The sequence below is a fragment of the Brevundimonas sp. VNH65 genome, assembly GCF_049445955.1.
Classification (GTDB): domain Bacteria; phylum Pseudomonadota; class Alphaproteobacteria; order Caulobacterales; family Caulobacteraceae; genus Brevundimonas.
In genome coordinates this window covers 452,266-476,611 of the sequence record NZ_JBMSDX010000002.1, presented here as the reverse complement: position 1 = coordinate 476,611, position 24,346 = coordinate 452,266, and the positions used below count along the sequence as shown (strand labels likewise).

At 70.2% G+C, this 24,346-nt stretch carries 21 protein-coding genes; 15 read left to right on the top strand and 6 right to left on the bottom strand.

Annotation, left to right across the window (positions count from 1 at the left end; translation table 11 throughout):
* Positions 1–238 precede the first annotated feature (238 nt).
* Both ACO2Q1_RS06120 and mscL read left to right on the top strand, forming a co-directional pair.
* Positions 239–529, top strand: a complete 291-nt coding sequence (locus tag ACO2Q1_RS06120; protein WP_423328654.1) for an integration host factor subunit beta — start codon at positions 239–241, stop codon at positions 527–529.
* Positions 530–649: 120 nt separating this feature from the next.
* A complete protein-coding gene (gene mscL / locus ACO2Q1_RS06115; protein ID WP_423328653.1) occupies positions 650–1,063 on the top strand; it encodes a large-conductance mechanosensitive channel protein MscL in 414 nt (137 codons plus the stop codon).
* On the opposite strand, the gene ACO2Q1_RS06110 is transcribed toward mscL, so the two are convergent.
* Entirely contained in the window at positions 1,064–2,230 is a 1,167-nt protein-coding gene (locus ACO2Q1_RS06110; RefSeq protein ID WP_423328652.1) for an N-acetyltransferase, read from the bottom strand.
* A gap of 289 nt (positions 2,231–2,519) precedes the next feature.
* Here ACO2Q1_RS06110 and ACO2Q1_RS06105 point away from each other — a divergent pair, with 289 nt between their 5' ends.
* Positions 2,520–4,442 (top strand): peptide MFS transporter, encoded by a 1,923-nt coding sequence (locus tag ACO2Q1_RS06105; protein WP_423328651.1) that lies wholly within the window; start codon positions 2,520–2,522, stop codon positions 4,440–4,442.
* Between the two features lie 80 nt (positions 4,443–4,522).
* Here ACO2Q1_RS06105 and ACO2Q1_RS06100 read toward each other — a convergent pair whose 3' ends face one another.
* Positions 4,523–6,568, bottom strand: a complete 2,046-nt coding sequence (locus tag ACO2Q1_RS06100; RefSeq protein WP_423328650.1) for a TonB-dependent receptor plug domain-containing protein — start codon at positions 6,566–6,568, stop codon at positions 4,523–4,525.
* Between the two features lie 148 nt (positions 6,569–6,716).
* Between ACO2Q1_RS06100 and ACO2Q1_RS06095 the strand changes: the two genes are divergently transcribed.
* Positions 6,717–7,670 carry a TraB/GumN family protein gene (locus tag ACO2Q1_RS06095; RefSeq protein ID WP_423328649.1) on the top strand — a complete coding sequence of 318 codons (954 nt, stop codon included), beginning with the start codon at positions 6,717–6,719 and terminating at the stop codon, positions 7,668–7,670.
* Here ACO2Q1_RS06095 and ACO2Q1_RS06090 read toward each other — a convergent pair.
* The gene (locus tag ACO2Q1_RS06090; protein ID WP_423328648.1) at positions 7,664–8,206 is read right to left on the bottom strand and encodes a hypothetical protein; all 543 of its coding nucleotides are present in this window, start codon (positions 8,204–8,206) and stop codon (positions 7,664–7,666) included. The genes ACO2Q1_RS06095 and ACO2Q1_RS06090 overlap by 7 nt on opposite strands.
* Before the next feature lie 92 nt (positions 8,207–8,298).
* Positions 8,299–9,729, bottom strand: a complete 1,431-nt coding sequence (tldD, locus tag ACO2Q1_RS06085) for a metalloprotease TldD (RefSeq protein ID WP_423328768.1) — start codon at positions 9,727–9,729, stop codon at positions 8,299–8,301.
* 46 nt (positions 9,730–9,775) lie between these two features.
* Between tldD and ACO2Q1_RS06080 the strand changes: the two genes are divergently transcribed.
* From ACO2Q1_RS06080 to ACO2Q1_RS06030, 11 genes are read left to right on the top strand one after another with little or no spacing between them, the layout of a single operon-like run.
* Positions 9,776–10,693, top strand: a complete 918-nt coding sequence (locus tag ACO2Q1_RS06080) for a class I SAM-dependent methyltransferase (RefSeq protein WP_423328647.1) — start codon at positions 9,776–9,778, stop codon at positions 10,691–10,693.
* A 34-nt stretch (positions 10,694–10,727) separates the two neighbouring features.
* Complete coding sequence (locus tag ACO2Q1_RS06075) at positions 10,728–11,477, top strand: pseudouridine synthase (protein ID WP_423328646.1); 750 nt, start codon at positions 10,728–10,730, stop codon at positions 11,475–11,477.
* 41 nt (positions 11,478–11,518) lie between these two features.
* Positions 11,519–12,730: an NAD(P)/FAD-dependent oxidoreductase gene (locus tag ACO2Q1_RS06070; protein WP_423328645.1), complete on the top strand. Its 1,212-nt coding sequence runs from the start codon at positions 11,519–11,521 to the stop codon at positions 12,728–12,730.
* 36 nt (positions 12,731–12,766) lie between these two features.
* Positions 12,767–13,021 (top strand): type II toxin-antitoxin system Phd/YefM family antitoxin, encoded by a 255-nt coding sequence (locus ACO2Q1_RS06065; protein ID WP_423328644.1) that lies wholly within the window; start codon positions 12,767–12,769, stop codon positions 13,019–13,021.
* A gap of 1 nt (position 13,022) precedes the next feature.
* Positions 13,023–13,436: a type II toxin-antitoxin system VapC family toxin gene (locus tag ACO2Q1_RS06060; protein ID WP_423328643.1), complete on the top strand. Its 414-nt coding sequence runs from the start codon at positions 13,023–13,025 to the stop codon at positions 13,434–13,436.
* The gene (locus ACO2Q1_RS06055; protein ID WP_423328642.1) at positions 13,433–14,071 is read left to right on the top strand and encodes a phosphoribosylanthranilate isomerase; all 639 of its coding nucleotides are present in this window, start codon (positions 13,433–13,435) and stop codon (positions 14,069–14,071) included. The genes ACO2Q1_RS06060 and ACO2Q1_RS06055 overlap by 4 nt, the downstream gene beginning before the upstream one ends.
* A gap of 32 nt (positions 14,072–14,103) precedes the next feature.
* Positions 14,104–15,321: a tryptophan synthase subunit beta gene (gene trpB, locus ACO2Q1_RS06050; protein ID WP_423328641.1), complete on the top strand. Its 1,218-nt coding sequence runs from the start codon at positions 14,104–14,106 to the stop codon at positions 15,319–15,321.
* A 2-nt stretch (positions 15,322–15,323) separates the two neighbouring features.
* Positions 15,324–15,797 carry a hypothetical protein gene (locus ACO2Q1_RS06045; RefSeq protein WP_423328640.1) on the top strand — a complete coding sequence of 158 codons (474 nt, stop codon included), beginning with the start codon at positions 15,324–15,326 and terminating at the stop codon, positions 15,795–15,797.
* The gene (gene trpA / locus ACO2Q1_RS06040; RefSeq protein WP_423328639.1) at positions 15,794–16,624 is read left to right on the top strand and encodes a tryptophan synthase subunit alpha; all 831 of its coding nucleotides are present in this window, start codon (positions 15,794–15,796) and stop codon (positions 16,622–16,624) included. Before ACO2Q1_RS06045 ends, trpA begins: the two co-directional genes overlap by 4 nt.
* 9 nt (positions 16,625–16,633) lie before the next feature.
* The gene (locus ACO2Q1_RS06035; RefSeq protein ID WP_423328638.1) at positions 16,634–17,524 is read left to right on the top strand and encodes an acetyl-CoA carboxylase carboxyltransferase subunit beta; all 891 of its coding nucleotides are present in this window, start codon (positions 16,634–16,636) and stop codon (positions 17,522–17,524) included.
* Between the two features lie 36 nt (positions 17,525–17,560).
* Entirely contained in the window at positions 17,561–18,838 is a 1,278-nt protein-coding gene (locus ACO2Q1_RS06030; protein ID WP_423328637.1) for a bifunctional folylpolyglutamate synthase/dihydrofolate synthase, read from the top strand.
* Positions 18,839–18,873: 35 nt separating this feature from the next.
* Here the strand turns inward: ACO2Q1_RS06030 and ACO2Q1_RS06025 are convergent, their stop codons facing one another.
* Both ACO2Q1_RS06025 and ACO2Q1_RS06020 read right to left on the bottom strand, forming a co-directional pair.
* Positions 18,874–19,341 carry a universal stress protein gene (locus ACO2Q1_RS06025; RefSeq protein WP_423328636.1) on the bottom strand — a complete coding sequence of 156 codons (468 nt, stop codon included), beginning with the start codon at positions 19,339–19,341 and terminating at the stop codon, positions 18,874–18,876.
* 91 nt (positions 19,342–19,432) lie between these two features.
* Positions 19,433–24,328 (bottom strand): NAD-glutamate dehydrogenase, encoded by a 4,896-nt coding sequence (locus tag ACO2Q1_RS06020; RefSeq protein ID WP_423328635.1) that lies wholly within the window; start codon positions 24,326–24,328, stop codon positions 19,433–19,435.
* Positions 24,329–24,346 lie beyond the last annotated feature (18 nt).

Sequence of the window (24,346 nt, the reverse complement as noted above, 5' to 3'; positions counted from 1 at the left end):
TCCTCCGCGCTTTCGACACACGATCAGGCGGCCGGAGCGATCCGGCCGCCTTTTTGTCGTCCGCAGCCGGAATCGGGGTCAGGCGCCGGATTCGACCCAAGGGGTCTTTTTCGCCCGGCGCGGGAAGGCTAGGGTGTCGGTCGGCAGGACCCAGAGACGCGCCGCAGCGGCGACGAACCCTCGGGCCCCACGCCGGAATCTCTGCCCGCGCTGACGCCGGGCGCGAAGGGGGCGTCGCGTGATCAAGTCCGAACTGATCGAGAAACTGGCCGCCGAGAACACCCACATGACCCACGCCGAGGTCGAACGGGTGGTCAATGTCGTGCTGGGCCGTATGACCGAATCCCTGTCGGACGGCGGACGGGTCGAACTGCGCGGCTTCGGCGCCTTTTCGGTCCGGTCGCGTCCCGCCCGGGCCGGCCGCAACCCCCGCACCGGCGAGACGGTGGACGTTCCCGCCAAGTCCGTGCCCTTCTTCAAGAGCGGCAAGGAGCTGCGCGAGCGCCTGAACGCCTCGGGCGACGCCTGATCCCTGTTCAAGGCCCCGGCGCCGCACGGGTTGAAATTCTAGGAAAATCAGCTTCCCAATGCCCGCTCTTAGGGACTGCGGCCGTTCGCCGCGCCCTCAATGAGACAAGAGAGGCCGCTGATGGGTTTGATCTCGGAATTCCGCGAGTTCGCGGTCAAGGGCAACGTCGTGGACCTGGCAGTCGGCGTCATCGTCGGTGCGGCCTTCGGCAAGATCGTCACCAGCCTCGTCGATCAGGTGGTCATGCCCCCGATCGGCCTGCTGACCGGCGGCATCGACTTCTCCAAGCTGGAGTGGGTGCTGAAGCCCGAGGACCCCGCCACCGAGGTGATCGAAAAGGTCTCGATCCAGTACGGCGCCTTCCTGAACGTCCTGATCCAGTTCGTCATCGTCGCCTTCGTCATCTTCATGATGGTCAAGGCGATCAACAGCCTGCGCCGCAAGGAGGCCGAGGCGCCCGCCGAACCGGCCGCGCCGACGACGACCGAGGCCCTGCTCATGGAAATCCGCGACCAGCTGAAGACCGGCCGCTGATCAGGCGTTCAGACCCCGGTCCGGGCTGACGCCGCGCGCCGTCACAAAGGCGGCGCCCCGGTCCCCCAGCGGCGTCGGCCGCTGGCATACGCCGTAATCGCCGTCGAACGGGGTCGGCTGCCAGCTGTAGGTCGCCGGCCCGGCCGGGTCCATCCGCGCCCAGCAATGCCCCCATCCGCCTTCGCGGCGGGCGCGTCGGGACCAGCCGCCCAGACGGCGCACCATGTCCTCCGCCACCACCTGCAGCCGAAGCTTGGCTGCCCCCAGACCGCGGGCGCGGCGCATCAGTTCGGCCATCAGCGCCGGGATGGCCTGGGGTTCGTCCTCCAGCGCGATCAGGTCGATGATCTCCAGCGAGGCCGGCTCGATCGGATTGGCCTTGGCCAGCACCGCCATGGCGTAGCCGCCGATGCGACCGTCGCGGCGATAGGCCAGCAGGATCGGCGGATCGGTGCGGTCGGGGTCGGCCAGCCGCCAGCGCAGGATCTCCGGACTGCGGTCCGCGACCATCCGGCCCTCCGCGCGCAGGGCGGTCCAGAACCCCGCATAGTCCGAAACGTCCGACAGATCGCCCAGAACCTCGACCTGGTCCGCCGCCGTCGCCGCCATGGCCGCCGCTGCGGGGCGACGACGCAGACGCCGGTTCATGAAGTGCTCGCGATGCGGGTCCGCCAGTCGCGGCGCCCGTTCCAGCAACGCCCGCAGCAGCCGCCCTTGGGCCAGCTCCAGCGGATCGACCACCCAGGACAGTTTCAGATCATGGGTGCGCGGCGGCCACGGCGACAGGCCTTGGCGCGGATACAGCCGCGCCGCGCTGGGATTGGCGTTCAGCGTATAGGCGGCGAAGACGTCGGGCTGGCGCATCACCGCCTGGATCAACCCGCGCGCCCGCCCCCGCGCCGCCTCCGACACGATGATCGAAAAGCCGGTGGCGCCGTGCAGGCGACGCTCGCCCGACCACAGCCGCTGCACCAGATTGCCGACGAAAGCGACCGGCCGGTCGTCTGCGTCGGCCACGACCCATCCGGCGGGCGCGCCGAGGTCGTGACGCGCCGGATTGGCGTCCAGCCACGCCCACCCCGCCTCCGACCGCGCCGGCCACCACACCTGCTGGTGCAGGTCGTTGACCGCATCACGGTCGGCAGGGGTGAAGGGTCGAAGGATCATGGCGCTTTCCCGAACCGGGACAGAAGACGAAATTCGCCTTCCAGGCGTGCAGGGAGCGGGCCAGAACCGGGCGCTGGACCGGGTCGTCTCGCGGCCGGAACGGCGATCCGTCCGCGCACGTCGCGTTACGGCTTGTAAACCCTGACGGCCGGTGGTCCTATCCGTCATCGCAAAACGGGGGCGCGACCCTCAATGGGGATCGCGTCGAAAGGGGCCGCGTCGCCGGCGACCGAAGGCCCCTGGGGCCGCCTCGGGGTCGGACGCGGCGGGACCGCATCAAAGGGTAAGCATGAACATCGTCATTCTTCTGGGGGTGGTCATCACCCTCGCGACCGGCATTCCGGTCCTGCTCCAGATCCTCAAGAACCACCCCAGAGGACTGATCATCTGCTTCTTCGCCGAGATGTGGGAGCGGTTCTCCTTCTACGGCATGCGCGGTCTGCTGATCTTCTATCTGACCCAGCACTTCCTGTTTTCCGACAGCGCGGCCTCGGGCCAGTACGGCACCTACGGCTCGCTGGTTTATCTGCTGCCCCTGATCGGCGGCATCGTCGCCGACCGCTATATCGGCACGCGCAAGGCCATCATGTTCGGCGCCATCCTGCTGGTCATGGGTCACGGCCTGATGGCCGTCGAAGGCAGCCCGGCTCGCCAGGTGCTGCGCGCCGGCGACCAGACCTATGCGGTCCAGCTCGTCGATCGCGGCGACCAGAAGGTCAGCCAGGTCACGATCGAGGGCCAGGCCTATGACTACACCGTCGGCGAGAACGGCCAGGCCGTCGTCGCGGGCCTGCCGGCGACCTCGCCCCTGGCGACCACCGAGCTGCGCACCGACGTGGTCAAGTCCACCGGCCAGAACTGGTTCTTCCTCGCCCTGTCGCTCATCATCATGGGCGTGGGCTTCCTGAAGCCGAACATCTCCACCCTGGTCGGCCAACTGTATCCGCAGGGCGATCCGCGCCGGGATTCGGGCTTCACCCTCTACTACTACGGCATCAATCTGGGGGCCTTCTGGGCCGCCGTCCTCTGCGGCTATCTGGGTCAGAACTTCGGCTGGGGCTGGGGCTTCGGCCTCGCCGGCATCGGCATGGCCCTCGGTCTGGTCGTCTTCTGGTTGGGCAAGCCCCTGCTGCAAGGCAAGGGCGAAAGCCCCTTCCCGGAGCTCATCAAGCAGCCCCTGGCCGGACCGATCAACCGCGAGTGGCTGATCTACATCCTCGCCTTCGTCGGCGTCGGGGCGCTGTTCTTCATCGTCCCGAACCACGCCCTGGTCGGTCAGGGCCTGTTGATCTCGACCATCGCCGCCCTCGGCTTCATCGCCTGGTTCATCATCTTCAAACTCAAGGGCGACAAGGTCGCGCGTGAGCGGATGATGTTGGCCATGGTGCTGATCTTCGGTTCGGCGGTCTTCTTCACCCTGTTCGAACAGGCCGGCTCCTCGCTCAACCTGTTCGCCGACCGCAACGTCGATCTCTCCGTCACCGGCGCCGCCGGAACCTTCCTCGGCATTCCCTACGGCACCCCGGCCCAGATGGCGGCGGCGGGCCTGTCCACCACCGGCCTGTGGATCGACACCTCCCTGACCGCCGCCCAGACCCAGTCGTTTAACGCCGGCTTCATCCTGATCTTCGCCCCGATCTTCGCGGCCCTCTGGGCCTTCCTCGGCTCGCGCAAGATGGACCCGAACCCGGTCGTCAAGTTCGGCCTGGGCATCATCCAGGTCGGCCTCGGCTTCCTGGTCGTGGTCTGGGGCGCCAACTCGGGCATGATCAGCGACGCCTTCCGCACCCCCCTGGTGCTGCTGGCCCTCCTCTACATGCTGCACACCACGGGCGAGCTGTTCCTGTCGCCGGTCGGCCTGTCGGAGATCACCAAGCTGTCGGTCGCCTCTATGGTCAGCTTCATGATGGCTGTCTGGTTCATGGCCTCGGCCATCGCCCACTTCATCGGCGGCGAGATCGCCAAGCGCGTCGGCACCGAGACCGTCGGCGGCGAGGTCACCGACCCGGCGGCCGCGCTTCAGTCCTCGCTCGAGACCTTCAACCTGATCGGTCTGTGGGGCGTGGGCATCGGCGTCGGCTTCATCGTCGTCAGCTTCTTCATCTCGAAGTGGTCCCACGGGGCCAATGACGCCGGCAACCACCCCGGTCCGGCCCTGACGGACTCCGGTCGCGAGGACGGCAACGTCGCCCGCCCCGAGGCGACGACCTGATCCGCTGAACGTCCCTTCCGGACAAAAAGAGCCCCGGCGGAGCGATCCGCCGGGGCTTTCAGTTGGCAGGTTCCTGAAAGTCAGAAGGTCTTGCGCAGCCGGATCTGGAAGAAGGTGCGCGGGTCGATGAACCGTTCCTCGACATAGGCCACCGGCCGGGTCGTGCGGTTGGCGTAGACGGTGCGACGGGTGTTGAAGTCATCCCACAGGTTCAGCTGGGCGCGGATCGACAGGGTCGCGGTCGGCTTGTACTCGGCGGCCAGCTCCCAATAGTCCGAGCCGCGCCAGATGAAGGTCTGGTCGGGATCATAGCTGCCCTGCCCCAGACGCGGCAGCCAGGCGATGCTCCAGTTGGTCTTCCAACTGGCGATGTCCTGGCTCAGGCTGACCACCGCCTGACTGGCCCGCACGCCCGAGATGCGGCGCTCCTCCCCGGTGGTCGGATCGGTCACCCGCGCCGAGTTCCAGGTGTTGCGGAAACCGAACTTGCCGCCCGAGAAGCCGGTCTTGTCCAGCGGCAGGGTCAGGTTGACCGCCAGCTGGTCCAGCGTCCCGTCACCGATATTGCCCGTCGCCGACAGGCCGTCCGGCAGGGGCAGGCGGTCGATCACCCCGATGATCTCGTCGTGGCGATAGCCGACCGACAGGACGCCGTCGCCCAGGAACCGGCGCTCATAGGTCAGTTCCGAGATCCAGCGCTGTTCCGGCTCCAGATCGACGTTGCCGCCATAGACGTTCTCCTCGCTCAGCTCGGCCGAGGCGGCGAAGTCGCCGAAGTCCAGCTGGCCCAGCTCCCGCTCGAAACGGAACCGCAGCTGGTTGTTCGGCATCGGCGTCCAGGTCGCGAGCAGGCGCGGCTTGGCGTAGAAGAAGCTCTTCTCCAGATTGGCGTCGCCCGACTGGCTGATGGTCGAGGCCTCCAGCCGCAGCCCGCCCTCCAGCGTCAGATTGGGCCGCAGCCGCCAAGTCGCCTTGGAGAAGGCCTCGCCGCGCGTCTCCTCGACCTTGACCGAGGCGCTGGGCAGGGGAACCGCCACCCCGCCGACGCTATAGGCCTGGGTCACGTCCAGCATGTTGTAGGCCATCTCGGCCCCGACCTCGAACGTCAGCGACGGCGACCGTTCGTTGCGCACCAGGGCGCGCAGGATGGTCTCGGAGTTGTCGCCGGCGGACTCGAACCGCTGTTCCGGATCGACCACGCCGTTGAGGCGGGCGTTGGACAGGGACACACTGTCGAACTGGCCGAACTCGTGCATCAGCCGGGCTTCCAGCGTCCAGCGCGGGTTCAGCGGCCGCGTCCAGGTCAGGCCGGCCTCGCCGTAGGTCCCGTCCTCGGCATAGTCGCTGCGCCGCAGGGCGGTGTCGGATTCCAGCGTCTGCCAGCTGGAATAGTCGTTGGTCCCGTACCGCGCCGTGGCGTCGATCTTCCCGCCGAACAGGGGCCCGGCGTAGTTGACCCGACCCGCCTGGCCGCCGCCGCCGCCGTCGTTCTCGAACCGGTCCTCGCGGATCACGTTCCCGGCGGCGTCGCGGCGGATGCTGGGGCCCGAGCCGTTGGAGTCGCTCATCCCCATGCCGTCCGACAGGGTGAAGCCCCAGCTGTGTTCCCCCTCACGCGCGGTGAAGCGATAGCTGGCCCCGTGAATGTCCCGGCCGCCGTCGAAGAAGATTCCGTCCCATTGCAGGATCGACTGGCGGCTCGACGTGGACTTCAGGATGACGTTGGCCACCACCGAATAGCCCTGCATGTCGATGCCCGGCGCGCCGCCCCGGACCAGTTCGATGCGCTCGACCTGGGCCGCCGTCGTGCGTGACAGGACGTTCGATCCCGTGTCGTTCTTGGAGGCGGGCCGCGCGCCGTTGATCAGGATGTTGCCCACCGCGCCCTCGAAGCCGCGCGCCCCCGATCCGTCCTGGATCGAGAAGCCCGGCAGCCGCCCCACCATGTCCAGAGCCGTGGCCGGGCGATAGGTGGTGAAGAAGTCGGGCTGGAACACCAGCACGCCCTGCTGGTCGGCCTCGGCCGTGGGCGCGGTCTGGGCCGGGGCCGGTTCGGGCGCGGTCTGGGCGGCGGCCTGTCCGGCCAGCAGCAGGGCCGTAGAGGCCAGTAGAATGGTCTTGGTCATCGCCGTGGGGTTCCCCTCGTTGGTGATGACGGTGTCGCCGCTTGCCGCCTTTCAATCCAGTTACAAGCCGGACAGGTGGATTAAATCGCGGACATCATTACACGGAATTCATGTGGCTTTTCTGTAATCTGTAAGTCAAATGTCGGGCATGTTCTCTGCCGCTCCAAAGTATTGTTCTCTATTCGTCGCCGGGGCCCTGGTTCTGCTGCCCGCTCCGGCTCTGGCGCAGGAACCACCGGTCGATACGGTGGATGAGGTGGTCGTCGTCGCCCGCCGCGCCGGCGCGCCGATGTGGACGGTCGAACGCGGTGGATCGACCGTCATCCTGGTCGGCGCCATCGCCGGGGTTCCCCGCGACTACGCCTGGCGGCCCGAGGCGCTCGAGGCGGCGACGCGGCGTTCGCAGCGCATCCTCTATCCCACCGAGGGCCGCGCCTCCTTCAGCGACATTCTCCGCCTGCTCTGGCGCATCCGCACCATCGCCCGCCTGCCTCGGGGCCAGACCACCGCCGACGTCCTGCCGCCGGAGCTTCAGGCGCGGCTGGAGCGGGTCATGGCCGACGAACGCAGCGACCGATGGCGCACCCAGAGCCTCGTCGGCCTCGGGTTCGACCTGACCGAAAAGGCCGGCCTGGAGCGGGGCGGACGCGGCGCCGTGGACGCCGTGCGTCGCGCGGCGCGAGAGGCTCGGGTGGACGGCCGCCCCGTCGGCTTCGTGCGCGGCGATGAAATGGTCGAGAGCCTGATCTCCGCCCCACCGGCCGCCTATGTGCCCTGCATCGCCGCTTCGGTGGCCGCCGCAGAGATCGGCCCGGACGGCGCGGCGGCGCGGCTCGACGCCTGGCGCAGCCTGCGGGTGCCCGACGTGGTCGCCGCCCCGCTCGATCAGGCCCTCAACCTCTGCTGGCCGTCAGGCGATCCCGAGATCGCCCCGGAGCTCCGCCGTCACTGGACCGAGGCCGTTCAGGCCGCCGTGGCCGAACCGGGCGTCACCCTGGCGGTCGCGCCGCTGCGCCTGCTCGCCGAGCCGGGCGGCGTTCTGGATCAGCTGGAGGCCGCGGGCCTGGACCCGGCCGGCCCGCCGTGGAGGTCGGATCAGTAGAAGGCGGCGCTGGGATCACCGCTCGGGCGCGGACGCGACGGGCGCTCGACCGGCGGCGCCATCCGCGCCTCGCGCTCCGCGCCGGTCTCGGGCCTCGGCCCGTCGAATCCGATCCCCCGCCGGTCGCCGGGGCGCTCGATCGTCCGCCACTCCCCGCCGCCGCGCGGCTCGGGCCGATCAGCGTAGGCGCGGTCTTCGTAGGACGGCCGCACCGGCGGATAGTCGTCGCCGACCCAGCCCGGCTGGACGCCGTCGTCGGCGAAATCTTCGGGCGGCGTCACCGCCGAGGCCTGGGCCAGGGCGGCGGCGTCGAAATCGTCGACCAGCCGCCCGACCCCCATCCGTTCGCCCGGCTGGACGTCCGGCTCCTCGGGCGCGACGACGGCGATGCCCAGCGCCGGCCCCGTGGCGAGGTCGCCGGACGCGCCCCCGCCCAGGGCGAAGGCGGCCACGCCGATGGCCACGACGACGCCCACAACTCCGCCGCCGACGGCGAGCGGCCTGCGGCGGGCGATTTCGATCAGCTGTCTGGCCATGTCGTCATCTCCCCAACGATGAAGCCCGCATCCTCGCGATCCCCGATGAACGTGCGCTGACCGCCCCCGTTCCGGCCGGACCGGTGTTCCGCTCAGACCGCCGTTCCGCCGACGGTCAGCCCGCCGATCTTCAGGCTCGGCTGGCCGATGCCGACCGGCACCCCCTGCCCCGCCTTGCCGCAGACGCCCACGCCCGGATCGAATTCGAAGTCGTCGCCGATCATCGAGATATTGGTCAGGGCCGTCGCCCCGTCCCCGATCAGGGTGGCGCCGCGCACCGGCGCGGTGATCCGCCCGTCCTCGATCAGATAGGCCTCGGTGCACTGGAACACGAACTTGCCGTTGGTGATGTCCACCTGGCCGCCGCCGAAATTGGCGGCGTACAGACCCCGTTTCGTATTGGCGATCATGTCGGCGCGGCTGTCGCGCCCGCCCTCCATGAAGGTGTTGGTCATGCGCGGCATGGGCATGTGGGCGAAGGACTGGCGCCGTCCGTTTCCGGTCGCCGCCTGACCCATCTGCCGCGCCGACAGCCGGTCGTGCATCAGCCCGACCATGATTCCGTCCTCGATCAACACCGTGCGCGAGGTCGGCGTCCCCTCGTCGTCGATGCTCAGCGAGCCGCGCCGCCCGGCGATCGACCCGTCGTCCACCACCGTGACCCCCGGCGCCGCCACCCGCTTGCCCATCATGCCGTTGAACACCGACGAGCCCTTGCGGTGGAAATCGCCCTCGAAGCCGTGACCGACCGCCTCATGCAGCAGCACGCCCGGCCAGCCTGCGGCCAGCACCACGTCCATCTCGCCCGCCGGACAGTCGATCGCCTCCAGATTGACCAGGGCCTGACGCATGGCCTCGTCCACCTGCCCCTGCCAGCGGTCCGGCGAAATCCAGGTCTCGAACCCCGCCCGGCCCCCGGCGCCGGAACCGGCGCTCTCGCGCCGTCCGTCCTTCTCGACGGTGACCGAGACGTTCAGCCGGACCAGCGGCCGCACATCCCTCAGACTCCGTCCATCGGCGCGTACGATCTCGACGATCCGCCGCTCGCCGATCAGGGAGGCCGACACCTGCACCACGCGCGGATCGCGGGCGCGGGCGAAGGCGTCGATCTCGGCCAGCAGGTCGATCTTGTCCGAGAAGCTCGGCGCCGCCAGCGGGTCGACCTCCCCGTACAGTTTCTGGTTCGTGGCGCGCGGCGCCTCGGCGACGACGGCGGCGTGGCCGCGCTTGGCCAGGGAGGCCGTCTCGGCCGCGCGGCGCATGGCGGCGGCGCTGATCTCGTTGGAATGGGCGTAGCCGGCGGTTTCTCCCGCCACCACCCTCAGTCCGAACCCCTCGGTGGCGTCATAGGCGGCGGACTTCAGCCGGCCGTCGTCGAACACCAGGCTTTCGCTCTCCGACCGCTCCAGGAACAACTCTCCGTCGTCGGCGCCATGCAGCGCGCCCTTCAGGATCGACGTCGCCTCGTCGGCGTCCACGCCGGCCAGATCGAGGATGGGGGGAGACGGAACATGCACGGTCATACCGCATAGATAGGCGAGGCCGGTCCCAGCGGCTATAGGCGGCGACATGACCGCCCTCCTCCATGGCCGCCCGCCCGCCGTCTTCGATCCTCCCGGTTCCGGCGTCGTCCAGACCTCGCCCCTGATCCCCGGCTCGACCCCGCTGGAGGACATCACGCCCGGATCGGCCGAGGCGGCCATGGTCTACGCCCCGCCCGGCGTGCTGGAGCGCCGTCATACGCTGGCCCTCGCCCTGCGCGCCCTCGGGCCCGGCGGTCGACTGACCACCATGGCGCCCAAGGACAAGGGCGGCTCCCGGCTGAAGAAGGAGCTTCAGGCCTTCGGCGTCGAGGTTTCGGAGGACGCCAAGGCCCACCACCGCCGCTGCGTCGTCATCCGCCCCGACACCCTGTCGCCGGAGACGGAGACGGCGATCGACGCCGCGATCGCGGCCGGCGCCCTGCGTCTGGTCGAACATCTCGGCGCCTGGTCCCAGCCCGGCGTCTTCGCCTGGGACCGGATCGATCCCGGCACCGCCCTCCTGGCCGAAGTCCTGCCGCCGCTGAAGGGGCGCGGCGTCGATCTCGGCTGCGGCTACGGCGCCCTGTCCACGGTGGTGCTGCGGTCGCCGGCCGTCGCCGACCTGACCCTGGTCGACCTGGACAGACGCGCCGTCGAGGCGGCCCGGCGCAATGTCGAGGATCCGCGCGCCGCCTTCGACTGGGCCGACGTCCGCACCCTGGCCGAAACCGGCGACCTGGATTTCGCCGTGACCAATCCCCCCTTCCACGACGGCGGCGCCGAGGACCGTCGCCTGGGCCAGACCTTCATCAGGAAGGCCGCCGGCCTGCTTCGTCGGGGCGGCGCCCTGTGGCTGGTCGCCAATCGCCACCTTCCCTACGAAGCCGAACTGACCGCCGCCTTCAGCCGCGTCGTCCCCCACGGCGAGGGCGCCGGCTACAAGCTCTACGAGGCGGTGAAGTGAGGTGCGCTCAAGCAGCCCAACGGGCGTTAGCGCAATGAAAAAGGCTCCAACCAGTAGAGTCGACAAGCTCCTGGGCTCCATGGGCTACGGCTCGCGCTCGGAGATCGCGCGCCTCGGCAAGGTCGGCGGCGTCGTGCTGGACGGCGCCGACCTCACCGATGTGTCGAAACGCATTCCCGTCACCCCGGACCTGCCGTCCCGCCTGGAGATCGACGGCGAACCGCTGGATCCCGTCCCCGGCCTCGTCATCCTGCTGAACAAGCCGCTGGGCATGACCTGTTCGCACAAGGAGGACGGCGCCCTGGTCTATGACGTCCTGCCCGACCGCTGGCGGCGGCGCGACCCGGCCATCTCGACGGTGGGGCGACTGGACAAACAGACCACGGGCCTGCTGCTGCTGACCGACGACGGCGACCTGCTGCACCGGATCATCAGCCCCAAACGCCATGTGGCCAAAGTCTATCGGGCGACCCTGGCCCGGCCGCTGGAAGGCCACGAGGCGACCCTGTTCGCCTCCGGCGCCCTGGTGCTGGAGGGCGAGGAAAAGCCCCTGGCCCCCGCCGTCCTCGAACCCATCTCCCCGACCGAGGCCCGGCTGACGGTGACCGAGGGGCGCTATCATCAGGTCCGCCGCATGTTCGCCGCCGCCGGCAACCATGTGGACGCCCTGCATCGCGAACGCATGGGGGGCCTCGCCCTGCCGGAAGATCTCCCGCCCGGCCAGTGGCGCCTGATGACGCCCGATCAGATCGCCGCCGTCTTCGCGGAACCGTCCGCCCCCTGACGCTCTATGGCTACGCTGGACAGGCGGAATAGCGGCGGCTGATGGCGGCGACGACCAGACGGGATCTCAGAACCGGCCGATCGCTGTGGGCCGACAGCCCCGGGCTGGGCGTTCCCGTACGCCCCCTCGCCCGGGCGGTCTCGGTCGATGTCGCGGTCGTCGGCGCCGGGATCAGCGGGGCCTTCATGGCCCACGGCCTGTCGCGCGACCATTCCTTGGCGGTGCTTGACCGTCGACCGCCGCTGATGGGCTCGACCATCGCCTCGACCGCCCTGCTGCAGTGGGAGGTCGACCTGCCTCTGATCGAGCTGACCCGGCGCATCGGCCAGACCGACGCCGTCCGCGCCTATAGGCGATCGTTCCGGGCCGTGGCGGATCTGCAGCGGATCGTGGCCGATCAGAAGATCGTCTGCGGTCTCAAGCCGAAACAGTCCCTCTATCTCGCCGGCGACGCCTATGGCCGCCGCGCCCTGGAGACCGAGGCCGAGGCGCGTCGGGCGGCGGGTCTCCCTTCGGATTTCCTCGCCGGCGCCGAACTGAAAGGCCGGTTCGGACTGGATCGAACCGGCGGCGTGCTGTCCGACGGCTCCGCCACCGGCGACCCGGCGCGACTGGCCGCCGGCCTGCTGCGGCGTGCGGCCGCGCGCGGCGCGCGCGTCTATTCGCCGGTCGAGGCGCTGGAGGCTCTGGTCGATCCGGACGGCGTCACCCTGCTCACCGACGTCGGGACGGTCATCCGGGCTCGGCACGTCGTCTTCTGCTGCGGCTATGAATTCCCCAGGGGCGTGCCCACCCCGGGCGCCCGCATCGTCTCGACCTGGGCGATGGCGTCCAGGCCCCGCCGACGGATCCCCGCCTGGCTGCGACAGATGCTGGTCTGGGAGGCGTCCGATCCCTATCTTTATATCCGGATGAGCCGGGACGGCCGCCTGATCGTCGGCGGCGAGGATGAAGCCTCGGCGACGGCCCACGAAGATCCCGCAAAACTTCGCCGCAAATGCCGGACCCTGGAGGCCAAGCTCAAGGCCCTGCTGCCGGACGTCTATTTCGACGTCGACTACGCCTGGGCCGGCGCCTTCGGCGAAAGCGACACCGGCCTGCCGCAGATCGGCCCCATCGACGACAGCGGCCGGGTCCATGCGGTCATGGGCTTCGGCGGCAACGGCATCACCTATTCGGTGATCGCCAGTCAGGTGATCGGCGCCGCGATCCGGGGCGCCGCCGACCCGGACGCCGACCTGTATCGCGCCTGATGGACGCCCCGGCGCCAGATGGCTATATGGATGGCCATGTCCAGCTATTCCGTCGCCGAGGCCAAGAACAACCTGCCCAGGCTGCTGGACCGCATGCTGGCGGGCGAAGAGGTGACCATCACCCGCCGCGGCAAGCCGATCGCCCGTCTCGAACCGGCTAAATCCTCCCCTTTCCCGGACGCGCGTACCGATGGTCCGATGGACATGGAGTGGTTCCGGCGCGTCAGGGTCAAGTCGACGGACCCCCTCAATGCCGTCGATCTGGTCCGCCAGATGCGCGACGACGACTAGGGTGGCGGTCTATCTGGACACCAGCGTCCTCGTGTCCGCCTTCATCGAGGATGACCACTCGGAGCGGTCGGCCGCCTTCCTGGTCCGGACGCCGCACCTCGTCGTCAGCCGCTGGGCCGAGGCCGAGTTCAGCTCGGCGCTGGGTCTGCGCAAGCGGCGGGGCGTTCTGGACGACGCCTCGCGGCTCAAGGTCGAGGCGACATTCGACGGCTGGCTGGCCGACAAGCCGCGCTGTCGCCTTGATGAGGAGGATATCGCGCGCTGCCGGCGGCTGATCCGGGACGGCGTTCGTCTGCGAACGCCCGACGCCCTGCACCTGGCCCTGCTCCTGCGTCACGGATATGGGCTTGCCACCCTGGATCGGGACCTTGGCGACGCCGCCCGCGAACTGGGCGTTGAGGTCGTCAACCCATGACCCTGATCAAGATCTGCGGCCTGACGACCGCCGACACCCTGGCGGCGGCGCTCGATCACGGCGCCGATTTCGTCGGGGCCGTGGTCTTTCCCAGAAGTCCCCGCCACATCGCGCCCGTGGACGCGGCGTCCCTGTTCGAGGCGGCGCGCGGCCGGGCGAGGATCGTGGCGGTCACGGTCAATCCCGATGACGACCTCCTGTCCGAGATCGCCCGCACCCTGCGGCCGGATTTCCTCCAGCTCCACGGCGACGAGCCGCCCGAGCGCGCCCGGGCCGTGCGTCGCCTGACCGGGGCCGGCGTCATCAAGGCTCTGCCGATCCGCTCGGAGGCCGACTTCGGCGCCGCCGACGCCTGGCAGGCCCAGGCCGACCACCTGATGTTCGACGCCAGACCGCCCGAGGGCTCGACCCTGCCCGGCGGCGTGGGCCACAGCTTCGACTGGCGTCTGCTGGCGGACCGATCATTCGCCCGCCCGTGGTTCCTGGCGGGCGGCCTCACCCCCGAAAACCTGGCCGACGCCCTGGCCGTCACGCGGGCCCCCATGGCGGACGTCTCCTCTGGCGTGGAAACTGCGCCCGGTGTTAAGGACGCCGGCCGGATCGGCGCCTTCATCCAGACGGCGCGACGGACGTAATTACGACGCCTCCCCGCGCGAAAGCTGAAGCCGTGACCGCTGAACCCCTTCCCAACGCCTATGACTGGCCCGATGCGCGGGGCCGCTTCGGCCCCTTCGGCGGCCAGTTCGTCGCCGAAACCCTGATGCCGGCCATCCATGAACTGGACGCCGCCTGGGCCGAGGCCAAGGCCGATCCGGCGTTCAAGGACGAACTCGACGGCTATCTGGCCGACTATGTCGGACGCGAGAGCCCGCTCTATCTGGCCGAGCGGCTGACCGACCACTTCGGCGGCGCCCGGGTGTGGCTCAAGCGCGAGGACCTGAATCACACCGGCGCGCACAAGATCAACAACTGCATGGGCCAGATCCTGCTGGCCCGCCGCATGGGCAAGACGCGGATCATCGCCGAAACCGGCGCCGGCCAGCACGGCGTGGCCTCGGCCACGGTCTCGGCCCGCTTCGGCCTGCCCTGCACCGTCTATATGGGCGCCGTGGATGTGGAACGGCAGCAACCCAACGTCTTCCGCATGCGCCTGCTGGGCGCCGAGGTGTTTCCCGTCACCGCCGGGGCGGCCACGCTCAAGGACGCCATGAACGAGGCGATGCGCGACTGGGTCACCAACGTCGGCGACACCTATTACATCATCGGCACGGCGGCCGGCCCCCACCCCTATCCGGCCATGGTGCGCGACCTGCAGTCGGTGATCGGTCACGAGATCAAGCGCCAGTCGGTCGCCAGGACCGGCCGCCTGCCCGATGCGGTGGTCGCCTGCATCGGCGGCGGCTCCAACGCCATCGGCGCCTTCCATCCCTTCATCGGCGACGAGGGCGTGCGCCTGATCGGCGTCGAGGCCGCCGGCCACGGCCTGGACACCCCCGACCACGCCGCCAGCCTCAAGGGCGGCCGGCCGGGCGTCCTGCACGGCAACCGGACCTATCTGCTCCAGGACGACGACGGCCAGATCCTCGAGGGCCACTCCATCTCCGCCGGTCTCGACTATCCGGGCATCGGTCCGGAACACGCCTGGCTGCACGACATCGGCCGGGCCGAATATCGCTCGGCCACCGACGCCGAGGCCCTGGAGGCCTTCCAGCTCTGTTCGCGTCTGGAGGGGATCATCCCGGCGCTCGAGCCCGCCCATGCCCTGGCGCGGGTCGGCGAGGTGGCGCGTGAGGTCGGCAAGGACGGCGATGTGGTCCTGCTGATGTCGGGACGCGGCGACAAGGACATTTTCACCGTCGCCAAACACCTCGGCGTGGAGATCTGACCATGAGTTTCACCGCCCTCGCGCTCGTTTCCGCCCTGACGGTCGCCGCCCCGCCGCAGACGACGACCCCCGCCCCGGCCCCCGTTCCGGCTCCCGTCCCAGCCCTGCCGCCGCTGACTGTCCCGCCCTATGACGTCGCGGTTCTGGCCGGGGCGACGCCGTCGCCCGAATGCGGCGGCCTGTACGGGCTTCAGGGCCGGGCCTGGTGCGTGTCGGCCCTGCTGACCCAGGTCGGCGGCCTGGCCGAGTCCTATATCGCCGACCTCGGCGGCAAGGGCTGGCTGGTCGCCGCCGGCGACGCCAACCGGGTCGTCTTCGTCCGCCGCAAGGCCGACCAGACCTGCGAAGGCCTGCAGATGCAGGCCTTCTACGACACCACCGCCGTCGCCACCCCGACCCAGCTCGGCTTTCTGGGCTTCGGCGTGGTCCCCGGCGATGTCTGCGCCGGGCAACCTTCGGGACCGACCGCCCCATGACCACCGCCCGCATCGACGCCCGTTTCGCGACCCTGAAGGCCGAAGGCCGGGCCGGTTTCGTCGCCTATGTCATGGCCGGCGACCCTTCGCGCGACGAGGCGCTGGAGATCCTGCGCGGCCTGCCCGCCGCCGGGGCCGACCTCATCGAACTGGGCTTTCCCTTCTCGGATCCCATGGCCGAAGGTCCGCCGATCCAGCGCGCCGCCCAGCGCGGCCTGGCCGCCGGCCTGACCCTCAAGGGCACGCTCGACCTGGCCCGTGATTTCCGCGCCGGAGACGTCGACACGCCCCTGATCCTGATGGGTTACCTCAATCCGATCGAGACCCATGGCTATGACGCTTTCGCCCGCGACGCGGCCGAGGCCGGCGTCGACGGCCTGATCGTCGTCGACTGCCCGCCGGAAGAGGCCGACGACCTGACCGACGCCCTCGATGCGAACGGCCTGTCGCTGATCCGCCTGGCCACCCCCACGACCGACGATGAGCGGCTCAAGGTCGTCGCCCGGCGCACCTCCGGCTTCGTCTACTATGTCTCGGTGGCCGGGGTGACCGGGGTCAAGGAGGCCCAGGCCGGGTCGGTCGCGCCGGCGGTCGAGCGTGTCCGCGCCGCCTCCGGTCTTCCGGTCGCCGTCGGCTTCGGCGTCAAGACGCCCGAGCGCGCCGCCGAGATCGCCCGCGTCGCCGACGCCGTGGTCGCCGGGTCGGTTCTGGTCGACGAAGTCGCCGCCGCCCTCGCCGCCGGAGAACCCGCCGCCCCGCGCGTCCTCGCCACGGTCAAGGCCCTCGGCGACGCCGTCCGGGGTGCGCGTCGGGTCGAAAAGGTCTAGAGAGCCGCCATGGTCGACAAGAATCCGAACGAGAAACGCGTCGGCTGGCTCAGCCGCATCGCCCCCGGCGTGCGCAAGATCGTCAGCCGCCGCAACGACACGCCCGACAATCTGTGGGTCAAGGACCCGGACTCGGGCGAGATGCTGTACCGCCCCGACCTGGAGGCCGCCCTCTGGGTCACGCCGTCCGGCCGTCACATGCGGATCAATGCGGAACAGCGCCTGAAATCGACCTTCGACAAGGGCCGCTACGCCGCGATCGAAACTCCCGACGTGCCCGAGGATCCGCTCAAATTCTCGGACGGCAAGCCCTACCGCGACCGCCTGAACGCCGCGCGCAAGGCCGCCGGCCGCAAGGACGCCATGGCCATCGGCTATGGCGAGATCCAGGGCGTGTACGCCGTCGTCCTCGTCCAGGACTTCAGCTTCATGGGCGGGTCGCTCGGCACGGCCGCCGGCGAGGCCTTCATCGCCGCCGCCCGCGAGGCGATCGGCCGGGGCGTGCCCCTGGTCTGCTTCACCGCCGCCGGCGGGGCCCGCATGCAGGAAGGCGCCCTCAGCCTGATGCAGATGGCGCGCTCGACCCTCGCCGTGAATGAGCTGAAGGCAGCGCGCCTGCCCTATGTCGTGGTCCTGACCGACCCGACGACCGGCGGCGTGACGGCCAGCTACGCCATGCTGGGCGACATCCACCTGGCCGAACCCGGCGCCCTGATCGGCTTCGCCGGCGCGCGCGTGATCGAAAGCACGATCCGCGAAAAGCTGCCCGAGGGCTTCCAGCGCGCCGAATATCTCCAGGCCAAGGGCATGGTGGACCGCGTCGTCGCCCGCGCCGACCTCCCCAAGGTGCTGGGCCAGGTTCTGGGCATGCTGATGGACGGACGCCGCACCGCCGCCTGAGCCCGCGTCTCCGCCGCAGGGAGGATCGGAACGGGCATGGACCCGATTTCAGAACGCCTGCGGGCCCGTCATCCGCAGAAGATCGATCTCGGTCTCGACCGGATGCGCGCTCTCTGCGCCGCCCTGGGCGATCCCCAGGATCGTCTGCCGCCCGTCATCCATGTCGCCGGAACCAACGGCAAGGGCTCGACCGTCGCCCTGATCCGGGCCATGGCCGAGGCCGCCGGGCTGCGCGTCCACGCCTACACCTCGCCGCATCTGGTGCGGTTCAATGAGCGCATCCGCCTGGCCGGACGGCTGATCGACGATGCGGCCCTGTCCGACGTTCTGGACCGGATAGAGGCCCTGCCCGACCTCGAGGCCACCGTCTTCGAATCCACCACCGCCGCCGCCTTCCTGGCCATGGCCGAGACCCCGGCCGATCTGGCGATCATCGAGGTCGGACTGGGCGGGTCGCTGGACGCCACAAACGTCATCGACCGGCCGCTGCTCAGCGTCATCACCCCCGTCGATCTCGACCACGCCGAATTCCTCGGTACGGACCTGGCCGGGATCGCGGGCGAGAAGGCCGGCGTGCTCAAGGCCGGAGCGCGCGGCCTGATCGCCCGCCAGTCGGAGGCCGTCCAGGCCGTCATCGACGCCGCCGCCGCCCGCGCCCAGTCGCCCCTGACCACCATGGGGGTGGATTTCGACGCCTGGGCTGAACGCGGCGGCCTGGTGTTCCAGAATCAGGAGCGCTTCCTGGATCTGCCCGCCCCCGCCCTCCCCGGCGCGCACCAGATCGACAACGCCGGCCTCGCCGTCGCCGTCGCCCTGGAGCTGGACCTGCCGGAAGACGCCATCGCCGAGGGCCTGAAACGCGTCCGCTGGCCGGCGCGCATGCAGCGGCTGACCGCCGGCCCCTATGCCGAGGCGGCGCGGGCGGCCGAGGCCGAGCTCTGGCTGGACGGCGGCCACAATCCCCACGCCGGACGCGCCCTGGCCCGGACGCTGGAGGATCGCCAGCGATCCGCTCCCCGTCCCCTGGCCCTGATCGTCGGCATGCTGGCGAACAAGGACGCCGGCGGCTTCTTCGAGGTCCTGAAGGACACGGGCGCCCAGGTCTTCACCGTCGGCTTCGACGGCGCCTCGGCCGAACCCGAGGCCCTCGCCGCCGTCGCCCGCGGGCGCGGCCTGGGGGCCATGGCCTGCGCCTCGGTGTCCGAGGCGGTCGAGCGCGCCCTGTCCCTCGGCGCCGGACGGCTGGTGATCTGCGGATCGCTCTATCTGGCCGGCGAGGTCCTGGGGGCGTCTCCCGACACCTGGCCGGACTGACCGCAGCTCAGGCCCAGGCTCTCAGGCCCAGGTTCTCAGGCCAGGTCCTCGATGTCCGCCTCGGACAGTTCGCCGGGGACGATGGTCACCGGCAGCTTCCGTCCCCCGAACGCCGCCCCGTGCTTCAGCACCGCCGCCACCAGGGGTCCGGCCGACCGGCCGCCCCCGGCCGCCGCCAGAACCAGAATCTTGATCTCGGGATCCTGGCCGACGACCTTGCGGATCGCGCCGATGGGATCGCCCTCCTCGATCAGGAAGACCGGCTGGGCGCCCGAGCGTTCGATAACCTGTTCGCCCAGCCGGGCCAGCAGGATCTCGGCCTCCTCCCGCTGCTGCCGCTGGATCTCGCCGCGCACCCCGGCCCAGTGCTCGTCCGAACTGTCAGGCGTGACGCGCAGCAGAACCACGCGCCCCCCCGTCGACCGGGCGCGCCGCGAGGCGTAGCGCAGGGCCGCGTCGAACTCGGGGCTGTCGTCGACGACGACGAGAAACTTCCTCGGCATGAACCGTGTCCGGTCGAACCCCGCTGCGGGCCCCTCGCCTATTGAACCCATCTCGGGCGGAACGACAATCGTCGATCCGCCCGGGCGAGAATCAGAGCGCCGACGCCGCCAGACCGCGAATGGCGCTGTTGGCGATGGTCAGCTTGGCGAAGGTCCAGCCCGCGCCGGACGCCTCGATCTCGTCGACCGAGGCGCGCAGGGCCTCGACGGTCGACAGGCGCGAGCCGATCCAGGCGTCCACGGCCCGTTCGGCCGCGTCCTCGCTGACGCCGACGCCCGGGTCGCTGGCCGCCGCCACCGCCTGGGTCAGGCCGCGCTGTTCCAGCATCAGCTCCTCGATCAGACGGCGCACCGCCAGCCGGTCGAAATGGTCCGCCGACGGGATCGACCCCGCCGCCGCGCGCAGCCGGTCGAAATCGAACGCCGCCCCGACCTGGTGATACAGCCGCGCCATGGCCGCCATCGGCCAGTTCGCGTCGCGCGCCAGATCGGCGATGTCCGCCGCCGCGACCAGGGGCCGCATCAGGGAGATGGACCGCGTCAGGGCTTCGGGCGCGCCCAGGGCCGCGAACTTCGCCACTCGCGCCTCCAGCCGCCCCTGTTCGAACCGGGACAGCACCGCCGGCCCCTCGGCCTGCAGGGCGTCGGCCGCCGGACGGTACAGGTCGATCAGGCCCTGCACCGTCGCCCCGGCCCGGGCCGCGCGCCGCGCCAGCCAGAAGGTCTGGCGACGCAGCACCACGGCGATCTCGTTGTACAGGGCCGTCTGGGCCTCCGCCGAGATCTTCAGGTCCAGGCCCGAGACCGCGTCCCAGGCCTCGTCCAGGCGGAAGGCGCGCCGCGCCGCCTCGAACGCCAGCACCAGGGCCGAGGTGTCGCATTCCGCCGAATCCCGCAGCCGGTCCGGGAAGGTCGCCCCCGTCATGTTGACGATCTCGTTGGCCAGGACCGTCGCCACGATCTCGCGCCGCAGCCGGTGGCCCTTCATCTGCTCCTCGAACCGCGCCAGGGGCTCGGGGAAGTAGCGGACCAGGGTCTCCTCGAAGAACGGGTCCTCCGGCGCCGTCGACCCCACGATGGCGTCGGACAGCTCCAGCTTGGAATAGGCCGTCAGCACCGCCAGCTCCGGCCGCGTCAGGGCCTGGCCGGAGGCGGCCATGGCCGCGACCCGGGCGTCGTCGGGCAGGCCCTCGACCTTGCGGTTCAGCTTGCCCTGGGCCGACAGCGACTGCATGAACCGCTGCTGGGCGTCCAGCCCGCCCACGCCCTCGGACTGCTGCAGGGTCAGGGCCAGGGTCTGGTCGTAGTTGTGGGCCAGGACCTTCAGCCCGACCTCCTCGGTCATCGACGCCAGCAGGCCGTTGCGCTGATCCAGGGGCAGGACGCCGTTGGTCACGGCCGACCCGACCAGGATCTTGATGTTCACCTCGTGGTCGGACGTGTCCACACCGGCCGAGTTGTCGATGGCGTCGGTGTTGATGCGGCCGCCGTTCTGGGCATAGGCGATACGGCCCGCCTGGGTCAGGCCCAGATTGGCCCCTTCCCCGACGACCCTGACCCGCAGCTCGTCGCCGTTGATCCGCAGGGCGTCATTGGCCTTGTCGCCGACCTGGGCGTCGGTCTCGGCCGCCGCCTTCACATAGGTGCCGATGCCGCCGAGATACAGCAGCTCCGCCGGCGCCTTGAGGATGGCGCGCATCAGGCCGACCGGGTCCAGCACGTCGTCGGACACGTCCAGCAACGCCTTGATCTGGGGCGACAGGGTGATCGACTTGGCCGACCGCGAGAAGACGCCGCCGCCCTCGGAGATCAACCCCTTGTCATAGTCCTGCCAGGACGAGCGCGGCAGGTCGAACAGCCGCTTGCGCTCGACCCAGCTGACGGCCGGATCGGGCGTCGGATCGATGAAGATGTCGCGGTGGTCGAACGCCGCCACCAGTTTCGTGGCCTTCGACAGCAGGATGCCGTTGCCGAACACGTCGCCGGACATGTCGCCGACGCCGACCACGGTGAAGGGCTCGGTCTGGATATCCTTGCCCATCTCGCGGAAGTGGCGCTTGACCGCCTCCCAGGCCCCGCGCGCCGTGATGCCCATGGCCTTGTGGTCATAGCCGATCGACCCGCCTGAGGCGAAGGCGTCGCCCAGCCAGAAGCCGTAGTCAGCCGAGACGCCGTTGGCGATGTCGGAGAAGGTCGCGGTGCCCTTGTCGGCGGCGACGACCAGATAGGGATCGTCCTGCTCCCAGGCCACCACCGCCGCCGGGCGCACCACGCCGCCGTCGGCCCCGATGTTGTCGGTGATGTCCAGCAGCCCCGACAGGAAGGTGCGATAGGCCCGGATGGCCTCGGCCTGCTGGGCGTCGCGATCACCGCCCGAGCGGACGATCTCCGACAGCTTCTTCGGGAAGAAGCCGCCCTTGGACCCGACCGGCACGATCACGGCGTTCTTGACCTGCTGCGCCTTGACCAGACCCAGCACCTCGGTGCGGAAGTCGTCGCGACGGTCGGACCAGCGCAGGCCCCCGCGCGCCACCGGTCCGAAACGCAGATGCACGCCCTCGATGTGCGGCGCACAGACGAAGATTTCGCGATACGGCTTGGGCAGGGGCAGGTCGTCCAGTTCGCGCGAGGCGATCTTGATCGAGATGTGCGGACGATGGCTGCCGTCCGCCGCCCCCTGATAGAAGTTGGTCCGCTTGACCGCGCCGATCAGCAGATAGAGCCGGCGCAGCACCCGGTCGTGATCCAGGCTCTTGACCGCCTGAAGGCTCTCGACGATGGCCGCGCCGCGCGCCGCCACATCGGCCTCGCGCGCCTCGGCTTCGGCGCCCGACGCCGGATCGAACCTGGCCGCGAACAGGTCCAGCAGGGCCCGCGCCACCTCGGGATAGTCGCGCAGCGCCTCTTCTTGCACCGCCTGGCTGGGGTCCAGCCCCGTCTGCTGCCGGTATTTGGCCAGGGTCCGGACCAGGGCCGCCCGGCGCCAGTCGATGCCCAGTTCAAGCACCAGCCGGTTGAAGCCGTCGCTCTCGGTCTGGCCGGTCCAGACGGCCGCGAACGCCGCCTCGAACGGCCCCGCCACATCGGCGAAACTCAGCGCCGCGCCGCGCGGATCCTCCAGCAGAAACTCATGGACATGGATCTCCGGCTCGCCGATCGGCCGGATGGCGTGTCCCCACTCCTCCAGGGTCTTCAGCCCCATGTCGGCCAGGATCGGCAGGACGTCCGACAGCGGCACCGCCGCGCCCCGCCGATACAGTTTGAACCGGAATTGCAGCGGCGTATCGTTCGCCGCCCGGAAGGCGCGCACCGCGACGGGTTCGCCGCCGTCGGCCAGACCCGATCCGTTCAGCCGGTCGATCTGGGTGAAGTCGGCGATGGCCTCGGCCGCGTCATAGCGGTCGCGATAGCCGGCCCCGAAGGCCTCGGCCCATTTGGCGCTGACCGCCCCGATCTGCAGATCGTCGATGCCCGCCTCGCGCGCGGCGGTCTCGAACCGGTCGATCCATCCCCGTCCCGCCTCGGCCACGGCGGCCTCCAGGGCGACCGGGTCCGGCGTCGGATGGTCGCCGGGGCTGACGCCGACGATATAGTGGACCCGGACCAGGGGCGCGTCCGACAGTTGCGGATACCAGGCCGACAGCCGCCCGCCCCAGGCCGCCGCCAGGATGCGGCCGATCCGCTCGCGCACCGAGGCGTCGAACCGCTCGCGCGGAATGAAGACCAGGATCGAGACGAACCGGTCGAACGGGTCCTTGCGGGTGAAGGTGCGGATGCGCGGCCGGTCATAGAGGTGCAGGATGCCCAGAGCGATCGGCAGCAGCTCGTCTTCCGAGATCTGGAAGAGTTCGTCCCGGGGATAGTTCTCCAGGATGTTCTTCAGACGCTTCTCGTTGTGGCTCCCGGGCGCCTTGCCGGCCCGCGCCAGCGCCCCCGCCACCTTGCGTCGCAGAAGCGGCACGGCATGGGCCGCCTTATCGTAGGCCTCGGCGGTGAACAGGCCGACGAAACGCGTCTCGCCGGTCGCCTTGCCGTCCGCGCCGTACCGCTTGACCCCGATGTAATCCATATAGGCGCGACGGTGCACGCGGGACCGCAGATTGGCCTTGGCCACGGTGACCGGTTCGGACAGGTCGATCTGGCGCTTCATCTGGGCGGTCAGGACCGCCGGCTCCGAGGTGCGACGCAGCACCGCGCGGTTCGGGTCACGCAGCACGCCCAGGCCGTCTCCGGCCAGGCCCAGCGGCTGTTCGGCCTGATAACCGCCGTCGGCCGTGCGCGGATAGTCATAGTCGCGCGCGCCCAGAAAGACGAAATGGTCGTCGTTCAGCCAGCGCAGGAAGGCCAGGTTCTCGGCCACCACCTCGGGATCGGCGCCGCCGTCCCCGCCTTCCAGGCCCTGAATCGCCTTTTCCATCAGGGCCGTCATGGCGGCGTGGTCGGCCACGGCCGTCTGGACGTCGGACAGGGCCTCGTTCAGGCCCTGGCGCACGACCTCGCGGCGCTCGGCCGGCAGAGGGTCGATGACCACGATGATCATGGATTCGCGGGCCGCTCCGGCCCCGACGCGCCGTCCCTCGCGGTCGCGCGACACGGCGACCACCGGGTGAAACATGGCCCGGACCGAGACCCCGGCGTCGGCCAGTTCGCCCATGACGCTGTCGACCAGGAACGGCCGGTCGTCCTGCACGATGCGCACGGCGTCATAGCCGGTGGCCCGGCCGTCCGCGCCGCGCACCGGCTCGACGGCGACCAGGGGCGCCTCGCCCGCCTGTCGCACCGCGCCCGCGTTCCAGGCCTCGGCCAGCAAGGCCGCCAGGTCCTCGCCGCGCAGCTCCGGCGCCTCGTCCGCGCCGTAGTCTTCATGGGCCTGGGCGAGGTAGGAGGCGGCGATCTCGCCCCCTCCGCCTCCCGCCGCCTTTTCGAACGCCCGCGTCAGCGCCTCCAGGGTGATCGCCTGAGGGACGGTGCGGTTTTCGCCGGACATGGATCGGGTCTCGATTGA